At 69.4% G+C, this 22,012-nt stretch carries 20 protein-coding genes; 4 read left to right on the top strand and 16 right to left on the bottom strand.

Annotated features, from left to right (window positions below; genetic code table 11):
- Window positions 1-10: 10 nt before the first annotated feature.
- The 9 genes from ACIOSY_RS13175 to ACIOSY_RS13215 all read right to left on the bottom strand — a co-directional run bounded on the left by ACIOSY_RS13175 (window position 11) and on the right by ACIOSY_RS13215 (window position 8,451).
- Window positions 11-1,471, bottom strand: a complete 1,461-nt coding sequence (locus ACIOSY_RS13175; RefSeq protein WP_400853959.1) for an FtsX-like permease family protein — start codon at window positions 1,469-1,471, stop codon at window positions 11-13.
- Window positions 1,468-2,229: an ABC transporter ATP-binding protein gene (locus ACIOSY_RS13180; RefSeq protein WP_400853961.1), complete on the bottom strand. Its 762-nt coding sequence runs from the start codon at window positions 2,227-2,229 to the stop codon at window positions 1,468-1,470. The genes ACIOSY_RS13175 and ACIOSY_RS13180 overlap by 4 nt, the downstream gene beginning before the upstream one ends.
- 98 nt (window positions 2,230-2,327) lie before the next feature.
- Window positions 2,328-2,963 carry a response regulator gene (locus ACIOSY_RS13185; protein ID WP_400853963.1) on the bottom strand — a complete coding sequence of 212 codons (636 nt, stop codon included), beginning with the start codon at window positions 2,961-2,963 and terminating at the stop codon, window positions 2,328-2,330.
- Window positions 2,960-4,153, bottom strand: a complete 1,194-nt coding sequence (locus tag ACIOSY_RS13190) for a sensor histidine kinase (RefSeq protein ID WP_400853965.1) — start codon at window positions 4,151-4,153, stop codon at window positions 2,960-2,962. Before ACIOSY_RS13190 ends, ACIOSY_RS13185 begins: the two co-directional genes overlap by 4 nt.
- 62 nt (window positions 4,154-4,215) lie before the next feature.
- The gene (locus ACIOSY_RS13195; protein ID WP_400853967.1) at window positions 4,216-5,007 is read right to left on the bottom strand and encodes a class I SAM-dependent methyltransferase; all 792 of its coding nucleotides are present in this window, start codon (window positions 5,005-5,007) and stop codon (window positions 4,216-4,218) included.
- 46 nt (window positions 5,008-5,053) lie between these two features.
- Window positions 5,054-6,196 carry an AMP-binding protein gene (locus ACIOSY_RS13200; RefSeq protein ID WP_400853969.1) on the bottom strand — a complete coding sequence of 381 codons (1,143 nt, stop codon included), beginning with the start codon at window positions 6,194-6,196 and terminating at the stop codon, window positions 5,054-5,056.
- 9 nt (window positions 6,197-6,205) lie between these two features.
- Complete coding sequence (locus tag ACIOSY_RS13205; RefSeq protein ID WP_400853971.1) at window positions 6,206-7,117, bottom strand: 1,4-dihydroxy-2-naphthoyl-CoA synthase; 912 nt, start codon at window positions 7,115-7,117, stop codon at window positions 6,206-6,208.
- A 37-nt stretch (window positions 7,118-7,154) separates the two neighbouring features.
- Window positions 7,155-8,117 carry a permease prefix domain 1-containing protein gene (locus tag ACIOSY_RS13210; protein WP_400853973.1) on the bottom strand — a complete coding sequence of 321 codons (963 nt, stop codon included), beginning with the start codon at window positions 8,115-8,117 and terminating at the stop codon, window positions 7,155-7,157.
- Between the two features lies 1 nt (window position 8,118).
- Window positions 8,119-8,451, bottom strand: coding sequence for a PadR family transcriptional regulator (locus ACIOSY_RS13215; protein WP_400853975.1), 333 nt, complete (start codon window positions 8,449-8,451; stop codon window positions 8,119-8,121).
- 268 nt (window positions 8,452-8,719) lie between these two features.
- On the opposite strand from ACIOSY_RS13215, the gene ACIOSY_RS13220 reads away from it, so the two are divergent.
- Together ACIOSY_RS13220 and ACIOSY_RS13225 are read left to right on the top strand one after the other, a co-directional pair.
- The gene (locus ACIOSY_RS13220) at window positions 8,720-9,856 is read left to right on the top strand and encodes a Fic family protein (protein WP_400853977.1); all 1,137 of its coding nucleotides are present in this window, start codon (window positions 8,720-8,722) and stop codon (window positions 9,854-9,856) included.
- Between the two features lies 1 nt (window position 9,857).
- The gene (locus tag ACIOSY_RS13225) at window positions 9,858-10,850 is read left to right on the top strand and encodes an o-succinylbenzoate synthase (RefSeq protein WP_400853979.1); all 993 of its coding nucleotides are present in this window, start codon (window positions 9,858-9,860) and stop codon (window positions 10,848-10,850) included.
- A 26-nt stretch (window positions 10,851-10,876) separates the two neighbouring features.
- Here ACIOSY_RS13225 and ACIOSY_RS13230 read toward each other — a convergent pair whose 3' ends face one another.
- Complete coding sequence (locus ACIOSY_RS13230; RefSeq protein WP_400853981.1) at window positions 10,877-11,500, bottom strand: TetR/AcrR family transcriptional regulator; 624 nt, start codon at window positions 11,498-11,500, stop codon at window positions 10,877-10,879.
- Window positions 11,501-11,633: 133 nt separating this feature from the next.
- Here ACIOSY_RS13230 and ACIOSY_RS13235 point away from each other — a divergent pair, with 133 nt between their 5' ends.
- Both ACIOSY_RS13235 and ACIOSY_RS13240 read left to right on the top strand, forming a co-directional pair.
- Complete coding sequence (locus ACIOSY_RS13235) at window positions 11,634-14,402, top strand: efflux RND transporter permease subunit (protein WP_400853983.1); 2,769 nt, start codon at window positions 11,634-11,636, stop codon at window positions 14,400-14,402.
- Window positions 14,399-16,279: a YhgE/Pip domain-containing protein gene (locus ACIOSY_RS13240; RefSeq protein ID WP_400853985.1), complete on the top strand. Its 1,881-nt coding sequence runs from the start codon at window positions 14,399-14,401 to the stop codon at window positions 16,277-16,279. The genes ACIOSY_RS13235 and ACIOSY_RS13240 overlap by 4 nt, the downstream gene beginning before the upstream one ends.
- 226 nt (window positions 16,280-16,505) lie before the next feature.
- Here ACIOSY_RS13240 and ccsB read toward each other — a convergent pair whose 3' ends face one another.
- From ccsB to ACIOSY_RS13270, 6 genes are all read right to left on the bottom strand, one after another.
- Entirely contained in the window at window positions 16,506-17,483 is a 978-nt protein-coding gene (ccsB, locus tag ACIOSY_RS13245) for a c-type cytochrome biogenesis protein CcsB (protein WP_400853987.1), read from the bottom strand.
- A 4-nt stretch (window positions 17,484-17,487) separates the two neighbouring features.
- A complete protein-coding gene (locus ACIOSY_RS13250) occupies window positions 17,488-19,362 on the bottom strand; it encodes a cytochrome c biogenesis protein ResB (protein ID WP_400853989.1) in 1,875 nt (624 codons plus the stop codon).
- A 40-nt stretch (window positions 19,363-19,402) separates the two neighbouring features.
- On the bottom strand, window positions 19,403-20,176 hold the full coding sequence (locus ACIOSY_RS13255; RefSeq protein WP_400853991.1) for a cytochrome c biogenesis CcdA family protein: 774 nt from the start codon (window positions 20,174-20,176) through the stop codon (window positions 19,403-19,405).
- On the bottom strand, window positions 20,173-20,823 hold the full coding sequence (locus ACIOSY_RS13260) for a TlpA family protein disulfide reductase (RefSeq protein ID WP_400853993.1): 651 nt from the start codon (window positions 20,821-20,823) through the stop codon (window positions 20,173-20,175). Before ACIOSY_RS13260 ends, ACIOSY_RS13255 begins: the two co-directional genes overlap by 4 nt.
- 97 nt (window positions 20,824-20,920) lie before the next feature.
- Entirely contained in the window at window positions 20,921-21,550 is a 630-nt protein-coding gene (locus tag ACIOSY_RS13265; RefSeq protein ID WP_400853995.1) for a histidine phosphatase family protein, read from the bottom strand.
- Window position 21,551: 1 nt separating this feature from the next.
- Window positions 21,552-21,926 (bottom strand): DUF5684 domain-containing protein, encoded by a 375-nt coding sequence (locus tag ACIOSY_RS13270; RefSeq protein ID WP_400853997.1) that lies wholly within the window; start codon window positions 21,924-21,926, stop codon window positions 21,552-21,554.
- Between the last annotated feature and the right edge of the window lie 86 nt (window positions 21,927-22,012).

The raw sequence follows: 22,012 nt of genomic DNA on the forward strand, positions 1-22,012 counted from the left end.
CGTCCACGCCTCAGTCGGCGGCGAGCGCCTCGACCGGGGCCACGCGTGTGGCGAGCCGCGTCGGGGTGGCCGCGGCCACGAGCGTGAGCACGGCCGTCGCCACGACGATGATCGCGACCGGCAGCCACGGCACCTGCGGGGCGACGAGCCCGGCGGGGGTGAAGTCGGGAAGCGTGGGCACCGAACCGAGCAGCGACTGCGCGGCGATCCAGCCGTACGCGACTCCGAGCACGAGCCCCGTGAGCGTGGCGGCCACGGTGATGTGCGTCGCCTCGAGCAGCACCATGCGGCGCACCTGCCCGTTCGACAGGCCGATGGAGCGCAGCAGGCCCAGCTCACGGCGACGCTGCACCACCCCGATGGTGAGCAGGTTGACGAGCCCCACGGCGGCGATCACCGCAGACACCGCGACGAGCACCATCATGATCGCCGCGAACGCGTCGAACGGTGCGAAGAACTCCGGCGAGACCTCGCCCGTGATCTGGCTCATCATCAGCCGCTTCGCCGACTCGAGCGCCACGGCGAACATCGTCACCAGTGTCACGCCCATCACGACGCCGATCGCCATGCGCGACGAACGCTCCGGGTAGCGCAGGGCGTTCTCGGCGGCGAGGCGGGCGGTGGCGCTGGATCCGAACATCCGCCCCACCAGGCGCAGCACGGGGGGCATGAACAGCACCGATCCGAGCGCGAGGCCCGTGAACGACAGGATGCCGCCGAGGAACGCCACGACCACACCGAGCGGAGTGATCAGCCCGACGACCACTCCCGCGGCGAGCAGCGCCGCTCCCCCGATGAGCAGCACCCACGCCCCGACGTGACGGCCGGCGCGGCCCGAGACCTCGTCGTGCGTGCGCTCGACCGACCCTCCGATGGCCTGCAACGGCGTGACGGCGAGCACCCGGCGCGAGCCGGCCCACGCCGCGACCCAGGTGGTGAGCACGACACCGACCGCCGGCAGCACCAGGAAGGGCTGGGCGAGCGAGAAGTCCGCGGGCACGTTGTCGATCAGCTGCCCGCCGATCTGCACACCGATCGCGGCGAGTCCGAGGCCGATGAGCAGGCCGAGCACCGCCCCGATCACGCCGACGACGAACCCCTGCTTGCCCACCTCGGCGCGCTGTGCGCGGGCGGTCGCCCCGATGAGGCGCATCAGGGCGATCTGGCGCGTGCGACCCGCGATGATCGTCGAGAACGTGTTCGCGGTGACGATCGCGGCGACGTACATCGCGACGGCCGTCAGCAGCACCGACAGCAGGGCGACGACGAACGCGAGCGTCTCGCTGTCGCCGATGAACGGGTCCGCCTGCAGCACGGCACCGATGTAGGCGGTCACCTCCACGAGCAGCACACCGAACGCGGCCGAGAGCGCGGCGACCAGGGTGCTCGCCCCCATACCGCGATCGCGCAGCCAGGCGAGTCGGGGCGCGGTGGCCGCCGTCTCGGGGACGACCGTGGCGAGGGCGGTCATGCCGCCACCTCCGCGGCGAGCATGTAGGCCGAGATCTCTTCCGCCGTCTGCCGGGGGTGGTCGGCCACGATGCGGCCATCGCCGAGGTAGAGCACCCGGTCGGCGTGGCTGGCAGCGATCGCGTCGTGCGTCACCATCGCGATGGACTGGCCGTGCTCACGGCTGGCGGTGGCGAGCAGCCGCAGCACCTCGCGGCCGGTCTTCGAGTCGAGGTTCCCGGTGGGCTCGTCGGCGAAGACGAGGTCGGGGGCCGTGGCCAACGCCCGGGCGATCGCCACGCGCTGCTGCTGTCCGCCCGAGAGCTCGTGCGGACGGTGGCGCAGCCGCGGGCCGAGACCCAGGGTTTCGATGAGCCCGTCGATGCGGGCCCGTTCGAGGGCGCTCGGGCGCCGCCCGTCGAGCTCGAACGGCAGCATGATGTTGCCGAGCGCATCGAGGGTGGGCACCAGGTTGAACGCCTGGAAGATGAAGCCCACCCGACGACGGCGCAGGATCGTGAGGTCGAGGTCGCCGAGGCCGGTGATCTCGGTGTCACCGATGAACGCGCGCCCCTCGGTGGGGGTGTCGAGTCCGGCCATGATGTGCATGAGCGTGGACTTGCCCGAACCGGACGGGCCCATGATCGCGGTGAACTGCCCGCGACGGATGCCGACGCTCACGTCGTCGAGCGCACGAACGGTCCCCTCGCCGGAGCCGTAGGTCTTCTTCAGGTGCTGGACGCGGGCGGCGAGCCCCAGGTCGGTGGTCGTGATCTCCATGTCATCGACGCTACGGAGAGGGCCCCCATGACCGCGTCGCCCGGCGGGAGCATCCGCCTACATCGCGAGGATGATCCCTGATCGTCCGGAAGAGATGCTCAGGCGAGACCGTGCTCGAAGGCGAAGACCACGAGCTGCACGCGGTCGCGCAGCGACAGCTTGGCGAGGATGCGGCTGATGTGCGTCTTGACCGTCGCCTCGCTCAGGAACTCCCGCCCCGCGATCTCGGCGTTCGAGAGTCCGCGGGCGGCGAGCGCGAAGATCTCCCGCTCGCGGTCGGTCAGGTCGGCGTACTGCGCGGGCACGGGTTTCGGAGCGTCGGCGAAGTGCGCGAACAGCTCTCGGGTGGCGGATGCCGCGATCACGCTCGATCCGGCGTGCACCGTGCGGATCGCGGCGAGCAGGAACTCGGGGTCGGCGTCCTTCAGCAGGAAACCGCTGGCCCCCTGACGGATGGCCCGAGCCGCCGCCTCGTCGAGGTCGAAGGTCGTCAGCATGACGATGCGCGGGGCGTCGGGGCGGGTGAGGATCTCGGCGGTCGCGGTCAGTCCGTCCATCACGGGCATGCGGATGTCCATGAGAACGACATCGGGGCGCGTCGCCTGCACCACGGCGAGCGCCTCGCGCCCGTCGCCCGCCTCGCCGACGACCTCGAGGTCGGGTTGCGAGGCGACGAGCATGCGGACTCCGGCGCGGAACAGCGCCTGGTCGTCGACGAGGACGACTCTGATCATGGTGCTTCTCCGATCGGCAGCGACGCGTGGACGACGAACTGCGTCCCTCTGCGCTCCGCCTGCAGGTTACCGCCGACCAGCTGAGCGCGCTCGCGCATGCCGATGAGGCCGTGCCCGCTCGGGCCGAGCTGCGGCACCGGGGCGCCTGCGACGGTGTTGCGCACCTGCACCTCGACGCGGTCGGGCAGCCACGCGAGATGCACGTCGACGGCACCGTCGCCGTGCCGGATCGCGTTCGTCAGCGCCTCCTGCAGAATGCGGTAGACGGCGAGCTGGATGGCTCCCGGCGGCTCTCCCGGCGGCATCGGATCGACCGTGATGCGCGGTTCGATGCCGGCGTTGCGTACCTGCGCGAACAGCGTCTCGAGGTCGGCGAGGGTCGGCTGCGGACCATCGCCCTGTCGATGACGGAGCTGGGTGAGCAGCATCCGCACGTCGGAGAGCGCGCCGCGCGCGGTCTGTGCGATCGTGCCCAGCGCTTCGGTCGCCATCTCGGGTTTCGTCGCCGCCGCGTAGCGGGCACCGTCGGCCTGCGCGATCACGACCGCGAGCGAGTGGGCGACGATGTCGTGCATGTCGCGGGCGATGCGCACGCGCTCCTGCTCTTCGGCGGCGAGCATCTCGGCCTGGGCCTTCGCGACCTCGGTCGCGCGACCGCGCAGGATCACGCGCCACAGCAGGCCGGCGCCCCATGACATCACCATCGCAAGCACGAACAGCGACCCCAGCAGCACAGAGGTGAGGGCCGCGCGCATCACGCTCGCGGCATCGGTGATGAGCTCGCCCGTCCAGGCCACGCCGAAGTAGGCGCCGCCGATGACGCCACCGCCGAGCGCCGATGCGCCGCCGAACCACAGCAGCCGGGTGCTGCCCCAGGCGGCCGTGGCGAACAGCACGACGAGCACGCCGAAGTCGAAGGGCACCGGCGGCAGTCCCGCCGCCATCTGCAGGATCGCTCCGACCCACGCGATGCTCAGGGCGAGGGCGGGTGAGAGACGTGCGATCGCCGCGGCACCCCAGATGATGGCCCCGACGACGATGTAGGCCGCCGTCGACCACCCGCCGTCGGCGATCCAGACGCTCAGCCCGCCCGACCCCGGAGCCAGAGGCACGGCGGCCGTGAGGGCAAACCCGACGACCGCGCCGATGATGTCGACGACGAGCCAGGCACGGGAGATGGGGCGGAACACCCTTTCACGCTACGCGAGCGGGCGTGCGGGCGCGTCCGTCTGGCGATGTATCCCGCGGCATGTCAGGCGCGGCAGATGATCTCGCCGTGCGGCACGAGATACCAGCCGTCACCGGCATCCGCCCAGCGCTTCCACGCGTCGCTGATCTGCTGCAGGTCGGCGGGCGTCGCCATGCCGCTGTCGACGAGCTGTCGGGCCAGGGCCGACTCGAGGATGCGGTCGGCCCACATCCCGCCCCACCAGGCGCGTTCGTCCGGCGTCGCGTAGCACCAGGTCGATGCCGTCGCCGTGACGTCGTCGAACCCGGCGGCACGTGCCCACGAGAGCAGGCGGCGTCCGGCATCCGGCTCGCCGCCGTTGGCGCGGGCGGCCTCGCGGTACAGATGCAGCCAGCGATCGAGCTCGGGAAGCACGGGGAACCAGATGAACCCCGCGTAGTCGGCATCCCGCGCCGCGACGATGCCGCCCGGCACGGTGACGCGCCGCATCTCGCGCAGCGCCTGCACCGGGTCGCCCACGTGCTGCAGCACCTGGTGCGTGTGCACGACGTCGAAGCTGTCGTCGGCGAAGGTCAGCCCGTGCACGTCTTCGATCGAGAAGTCGATGTTCTCGATGCCACGCTCGGCGGCGAGACCCCGCGAGAGCGCGAGGGCATTCTCGTCGATCTCGGTGGCGGTGACGTGCGCGACGACACCGGCGAACTCGGCCGTGATGCTGCCGGGCCCCGCACCCACGTCGAGAAGTCGCGTCGTCGCATCGAGATGCGGCCGGAGGTAGGCGGCGGAGTTCGCGATGGTGCGACTGTTGTGCGAGCGGAGGACGGACTCGTGGTGCCCGTGCGTGTACGTGGCCATGCGCTTCAGTCTGGCACCCCACGCGTGCGGCCCCTGCCAGCGCCGGTCAGTGCAGCTCGGCGACGATGCGACGGATCGCCTCGCGGTCGGGTTTGCCCGACGCCAACGTCGCGATCTCGTCGACGAGGATCAGGCTCGCGGGGCGCGCGTGCTTGCCGAGCGCCTCGGCGACCGCGTCGCGCGCCTGCACCAGCTGGTCGGCCTCGCTGCGTCGCAGCACCTCGCCGCGCGGCGCGACGACGACGGATGCCTCGCCCCACCGTTCGTCGCCGATCCCGACGACCACGGCCTCGTGCAGGCCGGGCACCTGGCGCACGATCTGCTCGACCCGGTCGAGCGAGACGTTGATGCCGCCCGACACGATGACGTTGTCGGCCCGCCCGTGCACCCGCACGACGCCGTCTTCGACGATGCCGAGGTCGCCGGTGCGATACCAGCGGATGCCGTGCTCATCGCGTTCGAAGATGCGGGAGCTGAGCAGGTCGTCTCCGAGGTAGCCCTCGGCGAGCATCGCCCCGGCGATGCGCAGCTCGCCGTCCACCGACCGCACCGAAACCGTGTCGAGCGGCACGCCGTCGTACACGCATCCTCCGCTGGTCTCGGTGGAGCCGTAGGTGCGCACGAGACGCACGCCGAGATCGGCCGCACGCTCGCGCAGCGGCTCGGGCAGCGACTGCCCTCCCACGAGAATCGCGCGATAGGCCTGCAGTGCGGCACGCACCGCCACGTCGCCCGCCGCGTCGAGGAGCGTCGCGACCTGCGCCGGCACGAGAGAGGTGTAGAGCGCTTCGTCGCCGTGACGCAGCATCGACAACGTCACGCGTGCGAAGCTCTCCGAGGAGAAGGCCCCCTCCAGCGCGACGGGCTCGGTGCCGGCGAGGATCGACCGCACCAGCACCTGCAGCCCGGCCACGTACCCGGTGGGCAGAGCGAGCAGCCAACGTCCCTCCCCGATGCGGGCGGCTGTGGCGTCGGCGCTGGCCCGCAGCGCCTCGCCCGTCAGCGCGACGCGTTTGGGAATGCCGCTGGAGCCCGACGTCGCGATGACCGCTGCCGTGCCGACCGGCACGTGGGCCGGGATGTCGGCGAGCATTCCGAAGCCGAGCGCCGGCCCGCCCTCGAGCGCGCGACGCAGCGCCACCCCCAGCTGCGCCGGGTCATCGGCCTCCATGGGGATCAGAGCGGTCATCGCTGCACCTCAGTAGTGCCAGGGGAACGACGACCAGTCGGCGTCTCGCTTCTCGAGGAAGGAGTCGCGCCCCTCGACGGCCTCGTCGGTGCCGTAGGCGAGACGGGTGGCCTCGCCGGCGAAGACCTGCTGGCCGACGAGACCGTCGTCGACGGCGTTGAACGCGAACTTGAGCATGCGGATCGCGGTCGGCGATTTCGTGAGCACCGTGCGCGCCATCTTCAGCGCCTCGACCTCGAGCTCGGTGTGCGGCACGACGCGGTTGACGGCCCCCATCTCGTAGGCGCGCTGCGCCGAGTACTCCTCGGCGAGGAAGAACACCTCGCGGGCGATCTTCTGGCCGGTCTGGCGGGCCATGTACGCGGAGCCGTATCCGGCGTCGAAGCTTCCGACATCGGCATCCGTCTGCTTGAAGCGACCGTGCTCGGCGCTCGCGATCGTGAGATCGCAGACCACGTGCAGCGAGTGCCCGCCGCCGGCCGCCCACCCGGGCACGACGGCGATGACGACCTTCGGCATGAAGCGGATCAGGCGCTGCACCTCGAGGATGTGCAGTCTTCCGCCGCGGGCCGCGTCGTGCACGGTGGTCTCGGAGTCGGAGTACTTGTACCCGTCGCGACCGCGGATGCGCTGGTCTCCGCCCGAGCAGAACGCCCAACCGCCGTCTTTCGCGCTGGGACCGTTGCCTGTGAGCAGTACGGCTCCGATGCGGGGATCCTGACGGGCGATGTCGAGGGCACGGTACAGCTCGTCGACCGTGTGCGGGCGGAAGGCGTTGCGCACCTCCGGGCGGTGGAACGCGATGCGGGCGATGCCGCCGTCGTGCGAGACGTGCGCCGTGATGTCGGTGTAGGCCTCGGCACCGGGCGCGAGCACCCACTCGGCCGGGTCGAACAGGTCGGAGACGAATGCACTGGTCACGGCATCCACCCTATTCCCGACTCCTCGCGACACCGCATCATGCGCCGACGCGGTTCGCGCGGGCCGTCTTCAGCCAGCCGTCGACGATGTCCCAGACGGGGAAGGCGACGATGCAGAATCCGGTGACGACGCCGACCACGCGCAGCGCGTCGGCATCGACGTCGCCGGCCACGAACTGCAGGAACTCGGGGTTCACGAGATCGCCCCGCACGAAGAGCGTCAGCGCCCAGCTCAGGAACGACACCGCGAGCACCGTGTTGACGACGGCGAGCGCGGTGGTCCACCGACCGCGGGCGTACACGGCGATGGCGAGAAGGATCTCGGCGACGATCAGCGCGAAGAGCACGGTGATGCCCCACGGCCAGAGGCCCGGGTGCAGGATCGCGATCGGTGCGCCGCCGGTCGGGAAGAATCCGAGCATGGCGTCCCAGAAGACGGCTCCGGCGGCGACGCCGAGGAAGATCAGCGCCGCGATCACCTCTGCCCTGCCCGCGCCGTTCTCAGGCGACTCGGGCAGCTGGTCGACTTCCCAGGCGGGGAGCGCGGAGGCATTGTCGGTGCGCTCGAGCACGAAGAAGACCAGGGTGGTCCAGAACGCGATGTGCACGACGGAGCCGAGCGACGCGACGATCGAGGACCCGATGACCTCGCCGACCGGTGCCCCGGCGATGGCCTGGCCGAGTGCGACCCCGCCCAGCACGCAGACCGGCACGATGATGAGCAGCAGCTTGAGCAGTCGCCACCAGGCGAGGTAGAACCGCGGTCCGATCAGGTGCAGCGGGCGCTCCGCGTAGCTCGCGGCGAGGATGCCGGGGTCGCCCAGCTCGGTCAGCACGGCGCGCTCCGCTTCGAGGGGCGTCTCGCCCTGTTCGAGGCGCGCGTCGATCGCGTCGGCGATGGAGGCTTCGAGTTCGGCTCGCATGTCGGCCTGCGCGGTGGGCGGGAGGCTGCGGATGGTGGCGCCGATGTAGCGCTCGGTGAGCGCGGCGGTGGAGGTCATGTCAGTTCTCCTCTGCGGTGAGAGAGGCGATCGCGGTGGTCAGTGCGCGCCATTCTTCGGTCAGGGTGTCGGCGAGGCGGATGCCCGCGTCGGAGGTGCGGTAGAACTTGCGGGGTCGGGCCTCGTCGGTGTTCCACTCGCTCGTGAGGTACTCCTGCTTCTCCAGTCGGCGGAGCAGCGGGTAGAGCGTGTTGGCGTCGGTGGCGAACCCGCGCTTCTCGAGGTCTTCGAGCAGGCCGTAGCCGTAGCCGGCGGTGCGCAGCAGCTGCAGGCACGCGAGCACGATGGTGCCGCGCCGCAGTTCCTGCAGGTGCGTGTCGAGCGTCTCGTTCATGTCGGTCACATTACTGTGCGTCACACACCATTGTCAATGACACAACTCTGTGTGTGGCAAGGCCTGCACGAGCCTACGCGCTCCCATCGCGCGTCGCCGCGAGCAAAAAGAGGTGGCGAAAGTGGCACATGATGTTACAGTGGCAGGCAAATTCTTATCGGATGCTCAACAGTGAGAGTCGTTGAGAATAAAGACTTTGAAGGGGATGAAGTGCAAAAAATGCTCGCATCTCCTGCAAAAACGTGCGATTGGTCCGGGTAATCGCACCATGGTCGACCTCTACGAGCTTCCCCACCCGTCGTTCGACTCTCCCCTGGTTCCTCTTCTGTTCGAAATCGAACGTCTTCGCGCCGATATCGGCACGGGAACGACGCCGCCCGAGGTCTACGCCGAGTTGCATCAGCTGTTCGACACAGTGATGAGCGTCATCTCCGCTCGCATCGAAGGCAACCACACGACGGTGTATGAGGCTGTCGAGTCGATGAGTCATACCCGCCTCGATCGCCGCGATGAGCAGTTCCATGAGATCGCGAACATCGTCGAGGCCGTTCGTTTTCTCGACACGCTGGACCCCACGCAGCCCCTGACCCATTCGCTCATACGCGACCTTCATTCGCGAACCGTCGGCGGGCTGACACGAGAAGGTGATCCCACTCCTGGTGACTATCGCCGCCAAGACGTCGCAATCACCGGCTCTGACCACGAACCACCGACCTGGGTGACCGTACATCCAGAGATGTCTGCGCTCCTCGACTTCGCGAACGAAGCTCGTCCTCTCCACGAGCAGATGATGCAGATCGCACTGGCCCATCATCGCTTCGCCTGGATTCACCCTTTCCGCAACGGCAACGGTCGGGTCGCTCGCCTTTTCACCTATGCCATGCTCCGCACGCGGATCTTTGCCACACGAGGATTCAGCGCGCTGAACCCGACAGCCGTCTTCGGCAACGACCGTTCGGCGTACATCGCAGCGCTCGAGACTGCAGATTCCCTCGCGACCGACGACACCACGGCATGGATGACGTTCTTCGCCCGGGGAATTCGGGATGACCTGGCCCGACTGATCCAATTGCAGGACCACCAGTTCGTGATCACGGCACTCGTCGGCCCTGCACTGAGCCAGCTCGTCGCCGATGGAGTCCTCGGAGTCGCGGACGAAAGAGCGCTGCGGATCATCCTCGAAAAAGGTGTGGTCAAAGCCGGCGACCTCGAGTCAGCGATACCTGGAAGCGCCTCGCAGCGGTCACGGGCGATTCGGGCGCTGCTCGAACGCGGGCTCCTGAATCAAGCCGATGAAGGACCTCGCTTCTACCGTCTCTCGCTGAGCCGGGGACCTCTCGCATCTCGCCTCATCCGCCGCCTCAACGCAGCGGGCCTGCTCCCGAAGATCTTGGAGAACGACTGACATGAACGCCACCCTCGCCGACCTGCTCGAATCCGCCCGGGTGGTCGCCCTCCCGATGCACACGCGCTTCCGGGGCGTCGACACCCGCGAAGCGCTGCTCTTCGAAGGCCCCGAGGGCTGGGCCGAGTTCTCGCCCTTCGTCGAATACGCGGATGCCGAGGCCGCCACCTGGCTCGCAGCGGCGATCGACTTCGCCTGGCGCCCGCAGCCTTCACCCCTGCGCGACAGCGTGCGCGTGAACGCCACCATCCCCGCCGTCGCCGCCGACCGCGTGCCGGAGGTGCTCGCGCGGTTCGCCGGATGCCGCACGGCCAAGGTCAAGGTCGCCGAACCCGGCCAGACGCTGGCCGACGACGTCGTCCGCGTGCGAGCCGTGCGCGAAGCCATGGGGCCGGAGGGCCGCATCCGCGTGGATGCGAATGGTGCCTGGAACGTGGACGAGGCCGAGCACGCCGTGCATGCACTCAACGAGTACGACCTCGAGTACATCGAGCAGCCGTGCGCGACTGTCCCCGAACTCGCCGAACTCCGGCAGCGCGTGAAGTACCTCGGCATCCCCGTCGCCGCGGATGAGAGCATCCGCAAGTCCGCCGACCCGCTGGCCGTCGCTCGCGCCGGGGCCGCCGACCTGCTCATCGTCAAGGCCCAACCGCTCGGCGGCGTCACACACTCGCTGCAACTCATCGCCGCCGCCGGTCTTCCCGCGGTCGTCTCGAGCGCGCTCGACACCGCCATCGGACTTTCGCAGGGTGCGGCTCTCGCCGCCGCTCTGCCCCAGCTCGACCACGACTGCGGGCTGGGCACGGCCTCGCTGTTCCTCGACGACGTCGCCGACCGGCGCCCGCAGAACGGCGTGATCTCGGCCGAACGCGCGACGCCGGACCCCGCTGCTCTCCAGCGCCTCGCCGCCGACGACGACCGACGCGACTGGTGGTTGGCGCGACTGGAGCGCAGCTACCGGGAGCTGTCGGAGCGCGGCGCCGCCGCCGTCTGAGAGCGGGGTGTGCCCCGCTTCCCCGACTATTCGACGATCAGCAGCTCGACCAGTCGGCTGAGCTCGGCGCTGCCCGCGCGTCGCAGCTGCGCGTCGTCGTGCCCGGCCATCGCGCTGCGCACCGCCATGCCCTCCCAGACGATCATGAGGATGCGCGCAGCGACATCGGCGGGCAGACGGATCTGCAGGCCACCGGCATCGACGATGTCGGTGATGATCTGGCCGATGCTGCCGATCATCTCGCGCTCCTGCGCGAGGTAGGCGGCGCCGAACTGCTCGTCGCGCAGTGCGCGGATGCGGATCTCGCTCATGAGCAAGACGCCCATCCGATCGTCGCTGCCGGAGTCCATGACCCTCTGCAGAAGCTCGGTGGGGTCGCATCCGGGGGCAATCCCGCCCTCTGCCGTCATCTCGGCGACGCGATCGCGTACCGCGCTCACGCGCACGTCGGCCACGCTGCCGGCGAGCATGAGGAAGAGTTCGTCCTTGGATTCGAAGTTCGAGTAGAAGGCACCGCGGGTGAAGCCGGCGCGCTCGCAGACCTCCTCGACGGAGGCGCCGTCGAGTCCGACCTCGGCGAAGACCTGCGCCGCCGCTTCGAGCAGGCGGGCGCGCGTGTTCTCGCGACTCCGGGTAGCCGGTATCGACATCGAAACCTCCAGGTATTCGTCCTCGAGACGATTCTCACACCCCGCGCACAGATTTGAGAGCAGCGGTGACCTTACGATACATCTATGTATTGGATACACCTGTGTATCCACACAACCCCCCTCGGAGGAATGCGTGTCCACTCTCCTGTCCTCGCTCGGTCGCTGGTCTTTCCGGCACCCCTGGCGCGTGCTCGCCTCCTGGCTGCTCGTCCTCGGCCTCGCCGGCACCGGCGCGCTCGTGCTCGGCGCGGGCACCGACAACAGCTTCTCGATCCCCGGCACCGAGTCACAGGCGGGCCTCGAGCAGCTCTCCCGCTCGTTCCCCCAGGTGAGCGGAACGAACGCGCAGTTCGTCGTCGTGGCGGCCGACGGTGACCACGTCACCGACGACGACTATCGCGATCAGATCGAGGATGCCGTCGACGAACTGGCCGACGTCGACGGGGTGCTCGCTGCGAACTCGCCCTACGACGAGATGGTCAGCGGCATGATCAACGACGACGAGACCGCTGCCATCGTGCGCCTCCAGTTCGACGGCCAGTCCACCGACGTGTCCGATGAGACCAAGGACGCGCTCGGCACCGTGGTCGACGACCTCTCCGCCGCTCTTCCCGACGGCTCGCAGACCGCGCTCGGCGGCGACCTCTTCGCGACCTCGATCCCCGGTGTCACCCTCACCGAGGCGGTCGGCCTGCTCATCGCGCTGCTGGTGCTCATCGTCACGTTCCGCTCGTTCGTCGTGGCGGGTCTCCCCCTGCTCACCGCGATCCTCGGAGTCGGCATCTCGATGGCCGGCATCTTCACGGCCACCGCTTTCGCGACCGTCTCGTCGACCACCCCGCTGCTCGCCCTCATGCTGGGGCTGGCGGTCGGTATCGACTACGCGCTGTTCATCATGGCCCGACATCAAGACCAGGTGCGCTCCGGCGTCGACCCCGGAGAGTCGGCGGCGCGCGCCGTCGGCACCGCCGGATCCGCCGTCGTGTTCGCCGGCGTCACGGTGCTCATCGCGCTGATCGGCCTCGGCTTCGCGGGCATCCCGTTCCTGACGACCATGGGCATCGCCGCCTCCGCCGCCGTCGCCATCGCGGTCCTGATCGCCGTGACCCTCACCCCCGCCGTGCTCGGCTTCATGAAGGGTCGCATCGTCGGCCGCCCGGTGCGCGTGCGCAAGGCGAAGAAGGATGCTCCCGCTCCTGCGCCCCGTCGGGCCTTCAGCGAGCGCTGGGTCACCGGCGTCACCAAGCGTCCGATCCTCGTCTCGCTCGCCGTGGTCATCGGCCTCGGCATCGTCGCCGTCCCCGCGCTGAGCCTCAACCTCGCGCTCCCCAATGCGGGTGTGCTGCCGAAGGACTCCGAGGCCCGCCAGAGCTACGACATCGTCGGCGAGGAGTTCGGTCCCGGGTTCAACGGCCCGCTCATCCTCACCGGGACGATCATCACCTCGACCGACCCGCTCGGTCTCATGGAAGACCTCGGCGACGCCGTCGCCGACATCGACGGGGTCAAAGAGGTCGCCCTCTCCACCCCGAACGAGACCGCCGACACCGGCATCGTTCAGATCATCCCCGAGACCGCTCCCGACGACCCGGCCACGGCCGACCTCGTGCGCGAACTGCGCTCGCACCACGACGAATGGCTCGACGAGTTCGGCATCGACCTGAAGGTCACCGGCTTCACGGCCGTCGCGATCGACATCTCCGACCAGCTCGGCAATGCACTGCTGCCCTTCGGCATCTTCGTGATCGGCCTGTCGCTGATCCTGCTGACCATCGTCTTCCGGTCGCTCTGGGTGCCGATCACCGCCGCCCTCGGCTACCTGCTGTCGATCATCGCCGCGTTCGGCATCGTCGGCGCGGTGTTCGAGTGGGGCTGGTTCGCCGATCTGCTGCACGTGGCCAAGGTCGGACCGATCATCAGCTTCATGCCGATCGTGCTGATGGGCGTGCTCTTCGGCCTCGCGATGGACTACCAGGTGTTCCTCGTCTCGCGCATGCGCGAAGACTTCGTGCACGACCCCGACGCGAAGGCCGCGTCGCGCGCCACGCGTCGCCAGGCCGCCCTCCGCGCTGTGCGCAGCGGATTCACCGGATCGGCGAAGGTCGTCACCGCGGCCGGACTCATCATGTTCGCGGTGTTCGTGGCCTTCGTTCCCGAGGGCGACTCCTCGCTCAAGCCGATCGCGCTCGGCCTCGCCGCCGGCATCGCGATCGACGCGTTCCTCGTGCGCATGACGCTGATCCCCGCGCTCATGGCGATCCTCGGCGAACGGGCGTGGGAGATCCCCGCGTGGCTCGAGAAGATCCTCCCGCACGTCGACATCGAGGGCGAGGCCGTCGAACGCGAACGCCACCTGAGGTCGTGGCCCGGCGACGACTCCGTCGTGGCCGCCGACGACCTCACCATCGTCGCCGATGCTCCCGTCGTGCAGAACCTGTCGCTGCGCGTGCTCCCCGGAGGCGCCCTCGTCGCCACCGGCGGTGACACCCGCACCCGTCGCGCCCTCGCCCTCGCGATCGCCGGGCGCATTCCCGCCGAAGACGGCCGCCTGCGCGTGGCCGGCCATCTGCTGCCCGGCCGCGCGGCCTGGGTGCGTGCGCACGTGGGCTGCGTGCTCGTCGACGATGCGGATGCCGCACTCGCCGATCTGGCAGAGGCGCTCCGCGGTCGGTCCGAGGTCGTCGTGATCGACGGACTCGATCGCCTCGCCGGCGGCCAACGCGACCAGGCGACCGCCATGCTGCGCGACGCCGCGGCCGGTCGCGCACTCGCGGTGTTCGCCACGGCATCCGATGCCGGCGCCGCCCGCGCCATCCTCGCGGAGGCCGGATGGCCCACCGCCGAAACACTCGATACCCGTGCCCCTCGTCGGGCGACCGAAGCCACCGAGGTGACCGCATGACCCTCCCCATCGAGCGCGCACGCTCCCGCAAGCCCATCACGTGGCTGACGATCCTCGGCATCCTGCTGCTGCCGGCCGCGATCGGCGGCATCCTCGTCACAGCCCTGCAGAACCCGACCGAGCGACTCGACTCGATGACCGCCGCGATCGTCAACCTCGACGAACCGGTCGAGATCGACGGGCAGACGACCCCGCTCGGGCGGCAGCTCGCCTCGGGTCTCGTCGAGGGTTCCGACGACCTCGACTCGAACCTCACCTGGGTGATCTCGAACGAGGAAGACGCGGCCGACGGGCTCGCCGACGGCGAGTACCAGGCGGTCATCACGATCCCCGAGAACTTCTCGGCGGCCGCGACGTCGGCGGGTCAGGCGATCTCCGACGGCGGTGGCGAGGCCGAGCAGGCTACCATCAGCGTGACCACTCCCGATGACGGCCTCGTCGCCGACGACCTCATCACGAGCCAGATCGCGAACGTCGCCACCACCACCATGGGCACGATGCTCACCGAGGCGACGACCGAGAACGTGCTCGTCGGCTTCACGACCATCGGCGACCAGATCGGTGACGCCGCATCGGGCGCCCTGGAACTCGCGAACGGCGCACGGGATGCCGCGACCGGAGCCGCGGCGATCCCCGAGGGCGCCACTCAGCTCGCGAACGGCGCCTCCGAGCTCAGCACCGGCGCAGGTTCGCTCGCGACCGGGCTCGACACGATCGCCGCGAACACCCGCCAGATCGCGACCGGCGCCGGACAGCTCGGCGCCGGACTCACCGGCGGCGCGGCGACGCTGGAAGCGCAGGGCATCGTTCCGGCCGAGCTGACGGCCGGCGCGAGCAGCGTCGCCGAAGGCATCAAGACCTACGCCGACAACTGCGACCCCACGCTCCTCGGGGCCGAGTACTGCGACGGCCTGAAGGAACTCGCCACGGGGGCGGCGGGCACCGCTGCCGGAATCCAGGGAGTGGCCACGCAGGCTCCCGCAACCATCGCCGCCCAGCTGCGCGAGGCCGGCACCGGTGCCACCCAGCTCGCCACCGGCCTCAACCAGCTCGCCAGCCAGGGCGTCGATCAGTCGGCCGCCGGGGCTCGCGCGCTCTCGACCGGCGCAGGACAGCTCTCGACCGGAGCGACCGAGCTGGCGACCGGCGCGACCGAGCTCGCCACCGGCCTCGACACCCTCGCGACCGGAACCGGTGATCTCGCGGGCGGCCTGCGCACGGCATCCGACTCGCTCCCCTCGTTCAGCGACTCGGAGTCGGCGTCGCTGGCCTCGGTCATCGCCGACCCGGTCTCGACGGACTCCTCGATGAACACGATCTTCGGCCCCACAGCGATTCCGCTGCTCGCCGCCGTCGTGCTGTGGTTCGGCAGCCTCGCCTCGTTCATCGTGATGCGGGCGCACACGGCGCGCACGCTCACGTCACGACGCTCGTCGGCATCGCTGACGCTGCGCGCGTTCTGGCCGGCCGCGCTGATCGGCGCGGGCCAGGGCCTGCTCGTCTCGCTCATCGTGCAGATCGTCGCCTCGTACGACGCAGCGGCCTGGTGGTCGTTCGCCGGAACAGCCGTGCTCGCGGGCGTCGCCTTCGCCGCCGTGAACCAGACGCTCGTGGCCATCTTCGGAGGCGTCGGTCGCTGGATCAGCGCACTGATCGGCGTTCTCGCCGTGGCGACGGGGCTGATCTCGACCGTTCCCGGATGGTTGGCGGGGCTCGGCGCCGCCCTTCCGACATCACCCGCGTTCGCCGGCCTCATCGCCGGGAGCGGCTCGGCCGTGGCCTCACTGATCGTCTGGGGCGTGCTGTCCCTCGGCGCCACGACCCTCGCGGTGACGCTGCGACGCACGACCTCGGCGAAGGCCGTGCTCGCCACCTGAGCCGCAGCATCCGGGGTTGGCCTGCCGCTCCCCTGCATAACTTCGGAGATCCGCCGCAACACGCCGCACGTCACCCCTCGGCCGTGGCGCGTCGTGCCTGATCTCCGAAATTGTGCGGGCGGGAACGTCGCTGGCGGGACGGATGCCGCGACACAAGGCGCATACCCATACGAAGACGGCCCGCCCCCCGAAGGGGCGGGCCGTCTTTCGAGGGTGAGGATGCTGCTCAGGAGAGCCCGGAGTAGGCGTGCAGGCCCTTGAAGAACACGTTCACGATCGTGAAGTTGAACATCACGGCGGTGAAGCCCACGATCGCCAGCCAGGCCGACGGGTTGCCGCGCCATCCGCGCGTCGCACGGGCGTGGATGTAACCGGCGTAGAGCACCCAGATCACGAAGGTCCAGGTCTCCTTGACGTCGAAGCCCCAGAAGCGGCTCCAGGCGTAGTAGGCCCAGATGGAGCCGGCGATGAGGGTGAACGTCCAGAGGATGAACCCGATGATCGTGAGACGGTACGCCATGCTCTCGAGGCGGTCGGCACCCGGGAACGTGCGCAGGAATCCGGGGCCGGTCTTCTCGGCGCCCTCGGCGATGAGTCGCTCACGGCGCGACTGCATGAGCTGGATGACCGACAGGGCGAAGGCCAGCGCGAAGAACGCCGTGCCGAGCGAGGCCACGAAGACGTGGATGACCAGCCACACGCTCTTGAGCGGATCCATGAGCGGGGTGACGTCGACGTAGAAGTTCGTGGCGGCGAGACCGAGCAGCACGAGCACGAGGCCGGTGATGAACGTGCCGAGGAAGCGCAGGTCGACCTTGATCAGCATCAGCAGGTACACGGCGATGATGAGGAGCGTGCCGATCATCGCGAACTCGTAGAGGTTCGCCCACGGCACGCGCCCGGCGGCGAAGCCGCGGCTCAGCGTCGCGCCCAGGTGGAAGATGAAAGCCAGAACGGTGAGCGACGTGCCGATGCGCGCCATCACGAAGCGCTGCGGTGCGGGCTCGGCCGACAAGCCGGTGGAGCCTGCGCCCTTCGCCCCGCGCGCTCCGACGCCGACGAGCTCGGCCTCACGCACCGTCTGCGAATCGGCGCTCAGCTGCGACCGACGTGCCAGGTCGAAGGCGTACGCGACGAAGGCCGCTGCGTAGATCGCGATCGCGGTCCACAGCAGGACCGGCGAGATCACTTCGAGGTCGAACATGGTGTCAGTCTACTTTCGGGGAGTCGGATGCCGTCGGGTCGGTATCCGTGGGGTCTGAGTCGTCGTGCGCTGCGGCCTCTGACGGCTGCGCGTCGTCGGCGGGAGAGGCGTCCGGCTCGTCGGCGGGAGAGACGTCGGGGTCGTCGTCGGCGCGGGCGACCGTGACTCCGGCCGCGTCGAGCAGGCGCGCATGACCCGAGACGAGGTCGTCGACGGCGACGGCGATCATCGGGTCCTCGCCGCGGGCGAGACCGGCGTACTCGAGCGCCACGGCGCCTTTGTCGACCGACGCCTTCACCCACATGCGTCGGCGGGGAACGAAGAGGGCGAGCATGAGGCCGCCCAGCGCGAGCACGGCGAACACGAGCACCCACACGCCGGATTCGTCCCGGTGGATCTGCAGCGACGCGAAGCGCTTGACCGACTGCGAAGCATCCGTCGCCCCCTCGGGCGATTCGTCTTCGAAGGTGACCGTGCCCATGCCGTCGGGCAGATCGGCGGTCTCACCCGGAGCCAACTCGATCGAGTCGACATCGACGGCGCGCCCGGTGAGCTGGGTCAGGTCGGTCGTGTCGAGCACGTACACCGAACGGGGCGTGCCCTCGTTGATGCCCAGGTCGCCGCTGTACACGTCGAGCGTGAGGGTGGGGTTGGTCAGGTCGGGGTACCCCGAGACGAAGGCGCCCGTGTCGAGCACGGCCGTGGTCGGGTAGAAGAAGCCGAGCAGTCCGAGCTGCTCGGGCAGCCCGTCGGTGACCTTGATCACGCCGAGCGAGGTCATGTTGTTGTCCTGCGGCAGGAACGGCACGCTGTTGGTGAAGACGACCTCGCCCTCGGCATTGCGCACCGTGATGGTGGGCGCATAGCCGTTGCCGAGCAGGAAGACGTCGTCGTCGGCGACCGCGAGCGGCTCGTTGACCCGCACCGCCCCGGTGCGTTCCTCGCCGTTCTCGGTGAGGGTGACGTTGGCCGAGAAGTCGCCGGCCTGGCCGGAGCCGGCCTCGCCGAAGGGCTGGTACGTGACGTCGAACGAGTCCAGGCGCATCGAGTACGGCGCGAGGGCATCGTCGGCGACGAACCGTCCGCGGTTCATCGAGTCGTAGTCGACCAGTGTGTTCGCGAACGTCTCGCCCTCGACCAGCACGCGCTGGCCGGTGTACGCAAAACCGCCGCCGACGCCGACCGTGACCAGCACGCCAACGAGCGCCAGGTGGAAGAGCAGGTTGCCCGACTCGCGCCAGTAGCCGCGCTCCGCCGACACCGAGAACGTGTGCCCGCGGTCGTAGCGCTCGACACGGTATCCGAGGGCCTTGAGCTGCTTGGTCGCGATGTCGATCGATGCGGATGCTTCGGCCTCGGCATCCGCTGCCCCTGAGTCGCCCGCGATCCCTGAGCCTCCCGCGGTCCCTGAGCCCGTCGAAGGGTCGCGCACCACGGCACGGAAGTCGTCGAGACGCTTCAACCGTGCGGGTGTGCGGGGCGGACGCGCCTGCAGCGCCTTCCAGTGGTGCCGGATGCGCGGGATGACGCAGCCGACGAGCGACGCGAACAGCAGCAGGTAGATCGCCGAGAACCACGGCGACAGGTAGACGTCGAAGAGCTTGAGACCGTCGAGGATCGGGAAGAGATCGGGGTTGTCGCGCTCCCACTGAGTGACGCCGTTCGGGTCGGCCATCCGCTGCGGGAAGATCGACCCGGGGATGGCCGCGACGGCGAGCACGAGCAGCAGGATCAGCGCCGTGCGCATCGAGGTGAGCTGACGCCACCCCCAGCGCAGCCAGCCGACGAGGCCGAGGCGGGGCTGGGTGATCGACTCGTCACCGTCGACGTGGTCGGAGGGCCGCAGCGGGTCGCTGGAAGTCGTCGTCTTGCTGCTCACGGCTCTCTTGTTCTTCCGGTCCGGGGATTTCTTCTGCTGATCAGAGCGGGAGGATGACACTGTTCATCACCGCCGTCAGTCGGGACATGATGTCGGTCCACAGCCCGGTCGCCATCAGCACGCCGAGTGCGATCAGCAGCGCTCCTCCGATGATGTTGATGACGCGGATGTGGCGGCGCAGGAAGCCGATGGCCGTGGTCGCCCAGCCGAAGCCGAGCGCGACCAGCAGGAACGGCAGGCCGAGACCCAGCGAGTACGCGAGGCCGAGGAACCCGGCGCGCACCGGATCGCCCGCGTTGAACGACAGCGCGAAGATCGCCAGCAGGGTCGGCCCGAGGCACGGCGCCCACCCGATACCGAGCGCGATGCCCAGCAGCGGCGCACCGATCACGCCGTACTTCGAGTCGACGTGGAAGCGGAACTCGCGCTGCGCGAAGCCGAACAGGCCGAGGAAGACGAGGCCCATCAGCACGATCGCGACGCCGAGGATGCGGGTGATCAGGTCGCCCCACTGCACGAGGAAGACGCTGCCCGCACCGCCCAGTGCCGTGATCGACACGAAGACGGCGCTGAAGCCCGCGATGAACAGCAGCACGCCGAGCACGAGCCGGCCGCGCGTCATGGCGGTGACGGCATCCGTACCGGCGACGGCTCCCCGGGTCGGGCGCGGGGTGACCGCTCCCCCGAGGAATCCGAGGTAGCCGGGTACGAGCGGCAGCACGCAGGGAGAGAGGAACGAGATGAGTCCGGCGAGCATGGCGACCGGGATCGCCAACCAGAGCGCTCCCGAACCGATGATCTCCTGAGGGTTCACACGCTCTCCGCGAGCGCGTCCTTGACGAGCGTGGACAGGATCGAGGTCCCGTCGATCGGCCCGATGATGCGGGCGGCGACGCGGCCCTGCTTGTCGAGCACGAGGGTGGTGGGCGTGGCCTGGATCGGTGTGGCCGCGGCGAAGGCGAGCTTGGCCTGCGCGGTGTCGACGTCGATGAGGCTCGGGTAGGTGATGTCGAACTCGGTCGAGAATGCCTTGGCGGTGTCGGCCTGATCACGGGTGTTGATGCCGATGAATGCGACATCGTCGCCGCCGTGCTGCTGCCACACGGCCTCGAGGTCGCCGGCTTCGATGCGGCACGGCGCGCAGCCGGCGTACCAGAAGTTGACGACGGTGACCTTGCCGGCGATGTCGGCGCTGTCGAAGGCCTCGCCGTCTTCGGTGACGCCGGCGAACTCGACGGGTTCTCCGCGTTCGGCCTCGGGGATCTCGACGATCGCGCCGTCGGCGGCCACGTAGCCGGTGTTCTCGCCGCTGAGGAACGATTCGCTGACCGGGTCGGGCGCGCAGGCGCTCAGACCGACGGCGAGCACCGCGGCGAGCGCGGCTCCGACCGCACGACGAGAGAGTCGAGTGCGGGAGGGGCGGCCGCTGCGGATCGGGTGGATCGACGAGGCGAGTGGCACGGTTACGAGTTTACGCCGAAGTTCCTATGCGTCGCCCGGACGAGAGGGCCCTCCGCGGGCACTCAGAACCGGGCGAGCATGCCGTCGACGCCGGCGCTCAGACGGCCCCGACGTCGACGGCACCGCCGGTCGGGGCGGGCTCGGCGTAGTCGACCTCGCGCCACACGTCGCCGACGCGCTCGAACGAGGTGACGCTCGAGAGAGCGCACCGGCGGGTGCGCGGGTCGTGGCGCAGCGGCAGTCCCGCCACCGAGAGGTGCGTGATCCAGATCGGTGCCTGGTGCGACACGATCACCGCGTCGCCCGCCTCGGTGGTGTGCCACAGCTCGTCCATGGCCTCACGCATGCGCGCGGCGGTCGAGGAGTATGCCTCGCCCCAGCTCGGCGTCGCCGGCTGCCGCAGGTGCCACCAGTTGAGCGGATTCATGAGCGAGCGGCGCATCTGGGTGCCCTCGAACACGTTCGTGGGTTCGATGACCCGTTCGTCGAGCACCGGTTCGAGACCGAAGCGCTCGGCGAACGGGGCGGCCGACTCCTGTGTGCGCTCGAGGGGTGAGCAGCGCAGCGCCTCGACATCGCGACCGAGTGCGGCGACGTGGTCGGCGGCGGCCTGCGCCATCCGCTTTCCGTCTTCGCTCAGGTGGAAGTCGGGCAACCGGCCGTAGAGCACGCGGGCAGGATTGTGCACCTCGCCGTGACGGACGAGGTGCAGACGGGATGCCGGCACATCAGGCCTTGCTGTAGCGGGAGTCCCCGAACCCGAGGATCAGGTAGCCGATGTAGGGGAAGACGAACAGCAGGAAGAACGAGAAGAACCCGCCCTTGCCGAAGCGTTCACCGAGCTTGATGGCGACGATGATGCCGAGCACGAATCCGACGATCGGGATCAGATAGAGCAGCGCCCACCAGCCGGACATCCCGGCGATGCGCACCAGGTATATGACGTTCACGATGGGGATGATCGCGAGGATCCCGGGGTGGCCGGCCTTCGTGAACACCTTCCAGAGCCCGATGACGACGAGCACGTAGAAGACCAGGGCGATGAGACCCGTCGTTCCGGAGAAGATCGACGCGTAGAGATCGGAGATGCCGTTGCTGTCCATGGTGCGCGCACCTTTCTGTGTCGTGGTGATCCTACTGACGATCGGCACGGGCCCGCAGAACACGCCGGAGGGACACAGCGCTCCCC

This window comes from Microbacterium sp. NPDC087665, assembly GCF_044743285.1.
In the GTDB taxonomy this organism is placed as follows: Bacteria; Actinomycetota; Actinomycetes; order Actinomycetales; family Microbacteriaceae; genus Microbacterium.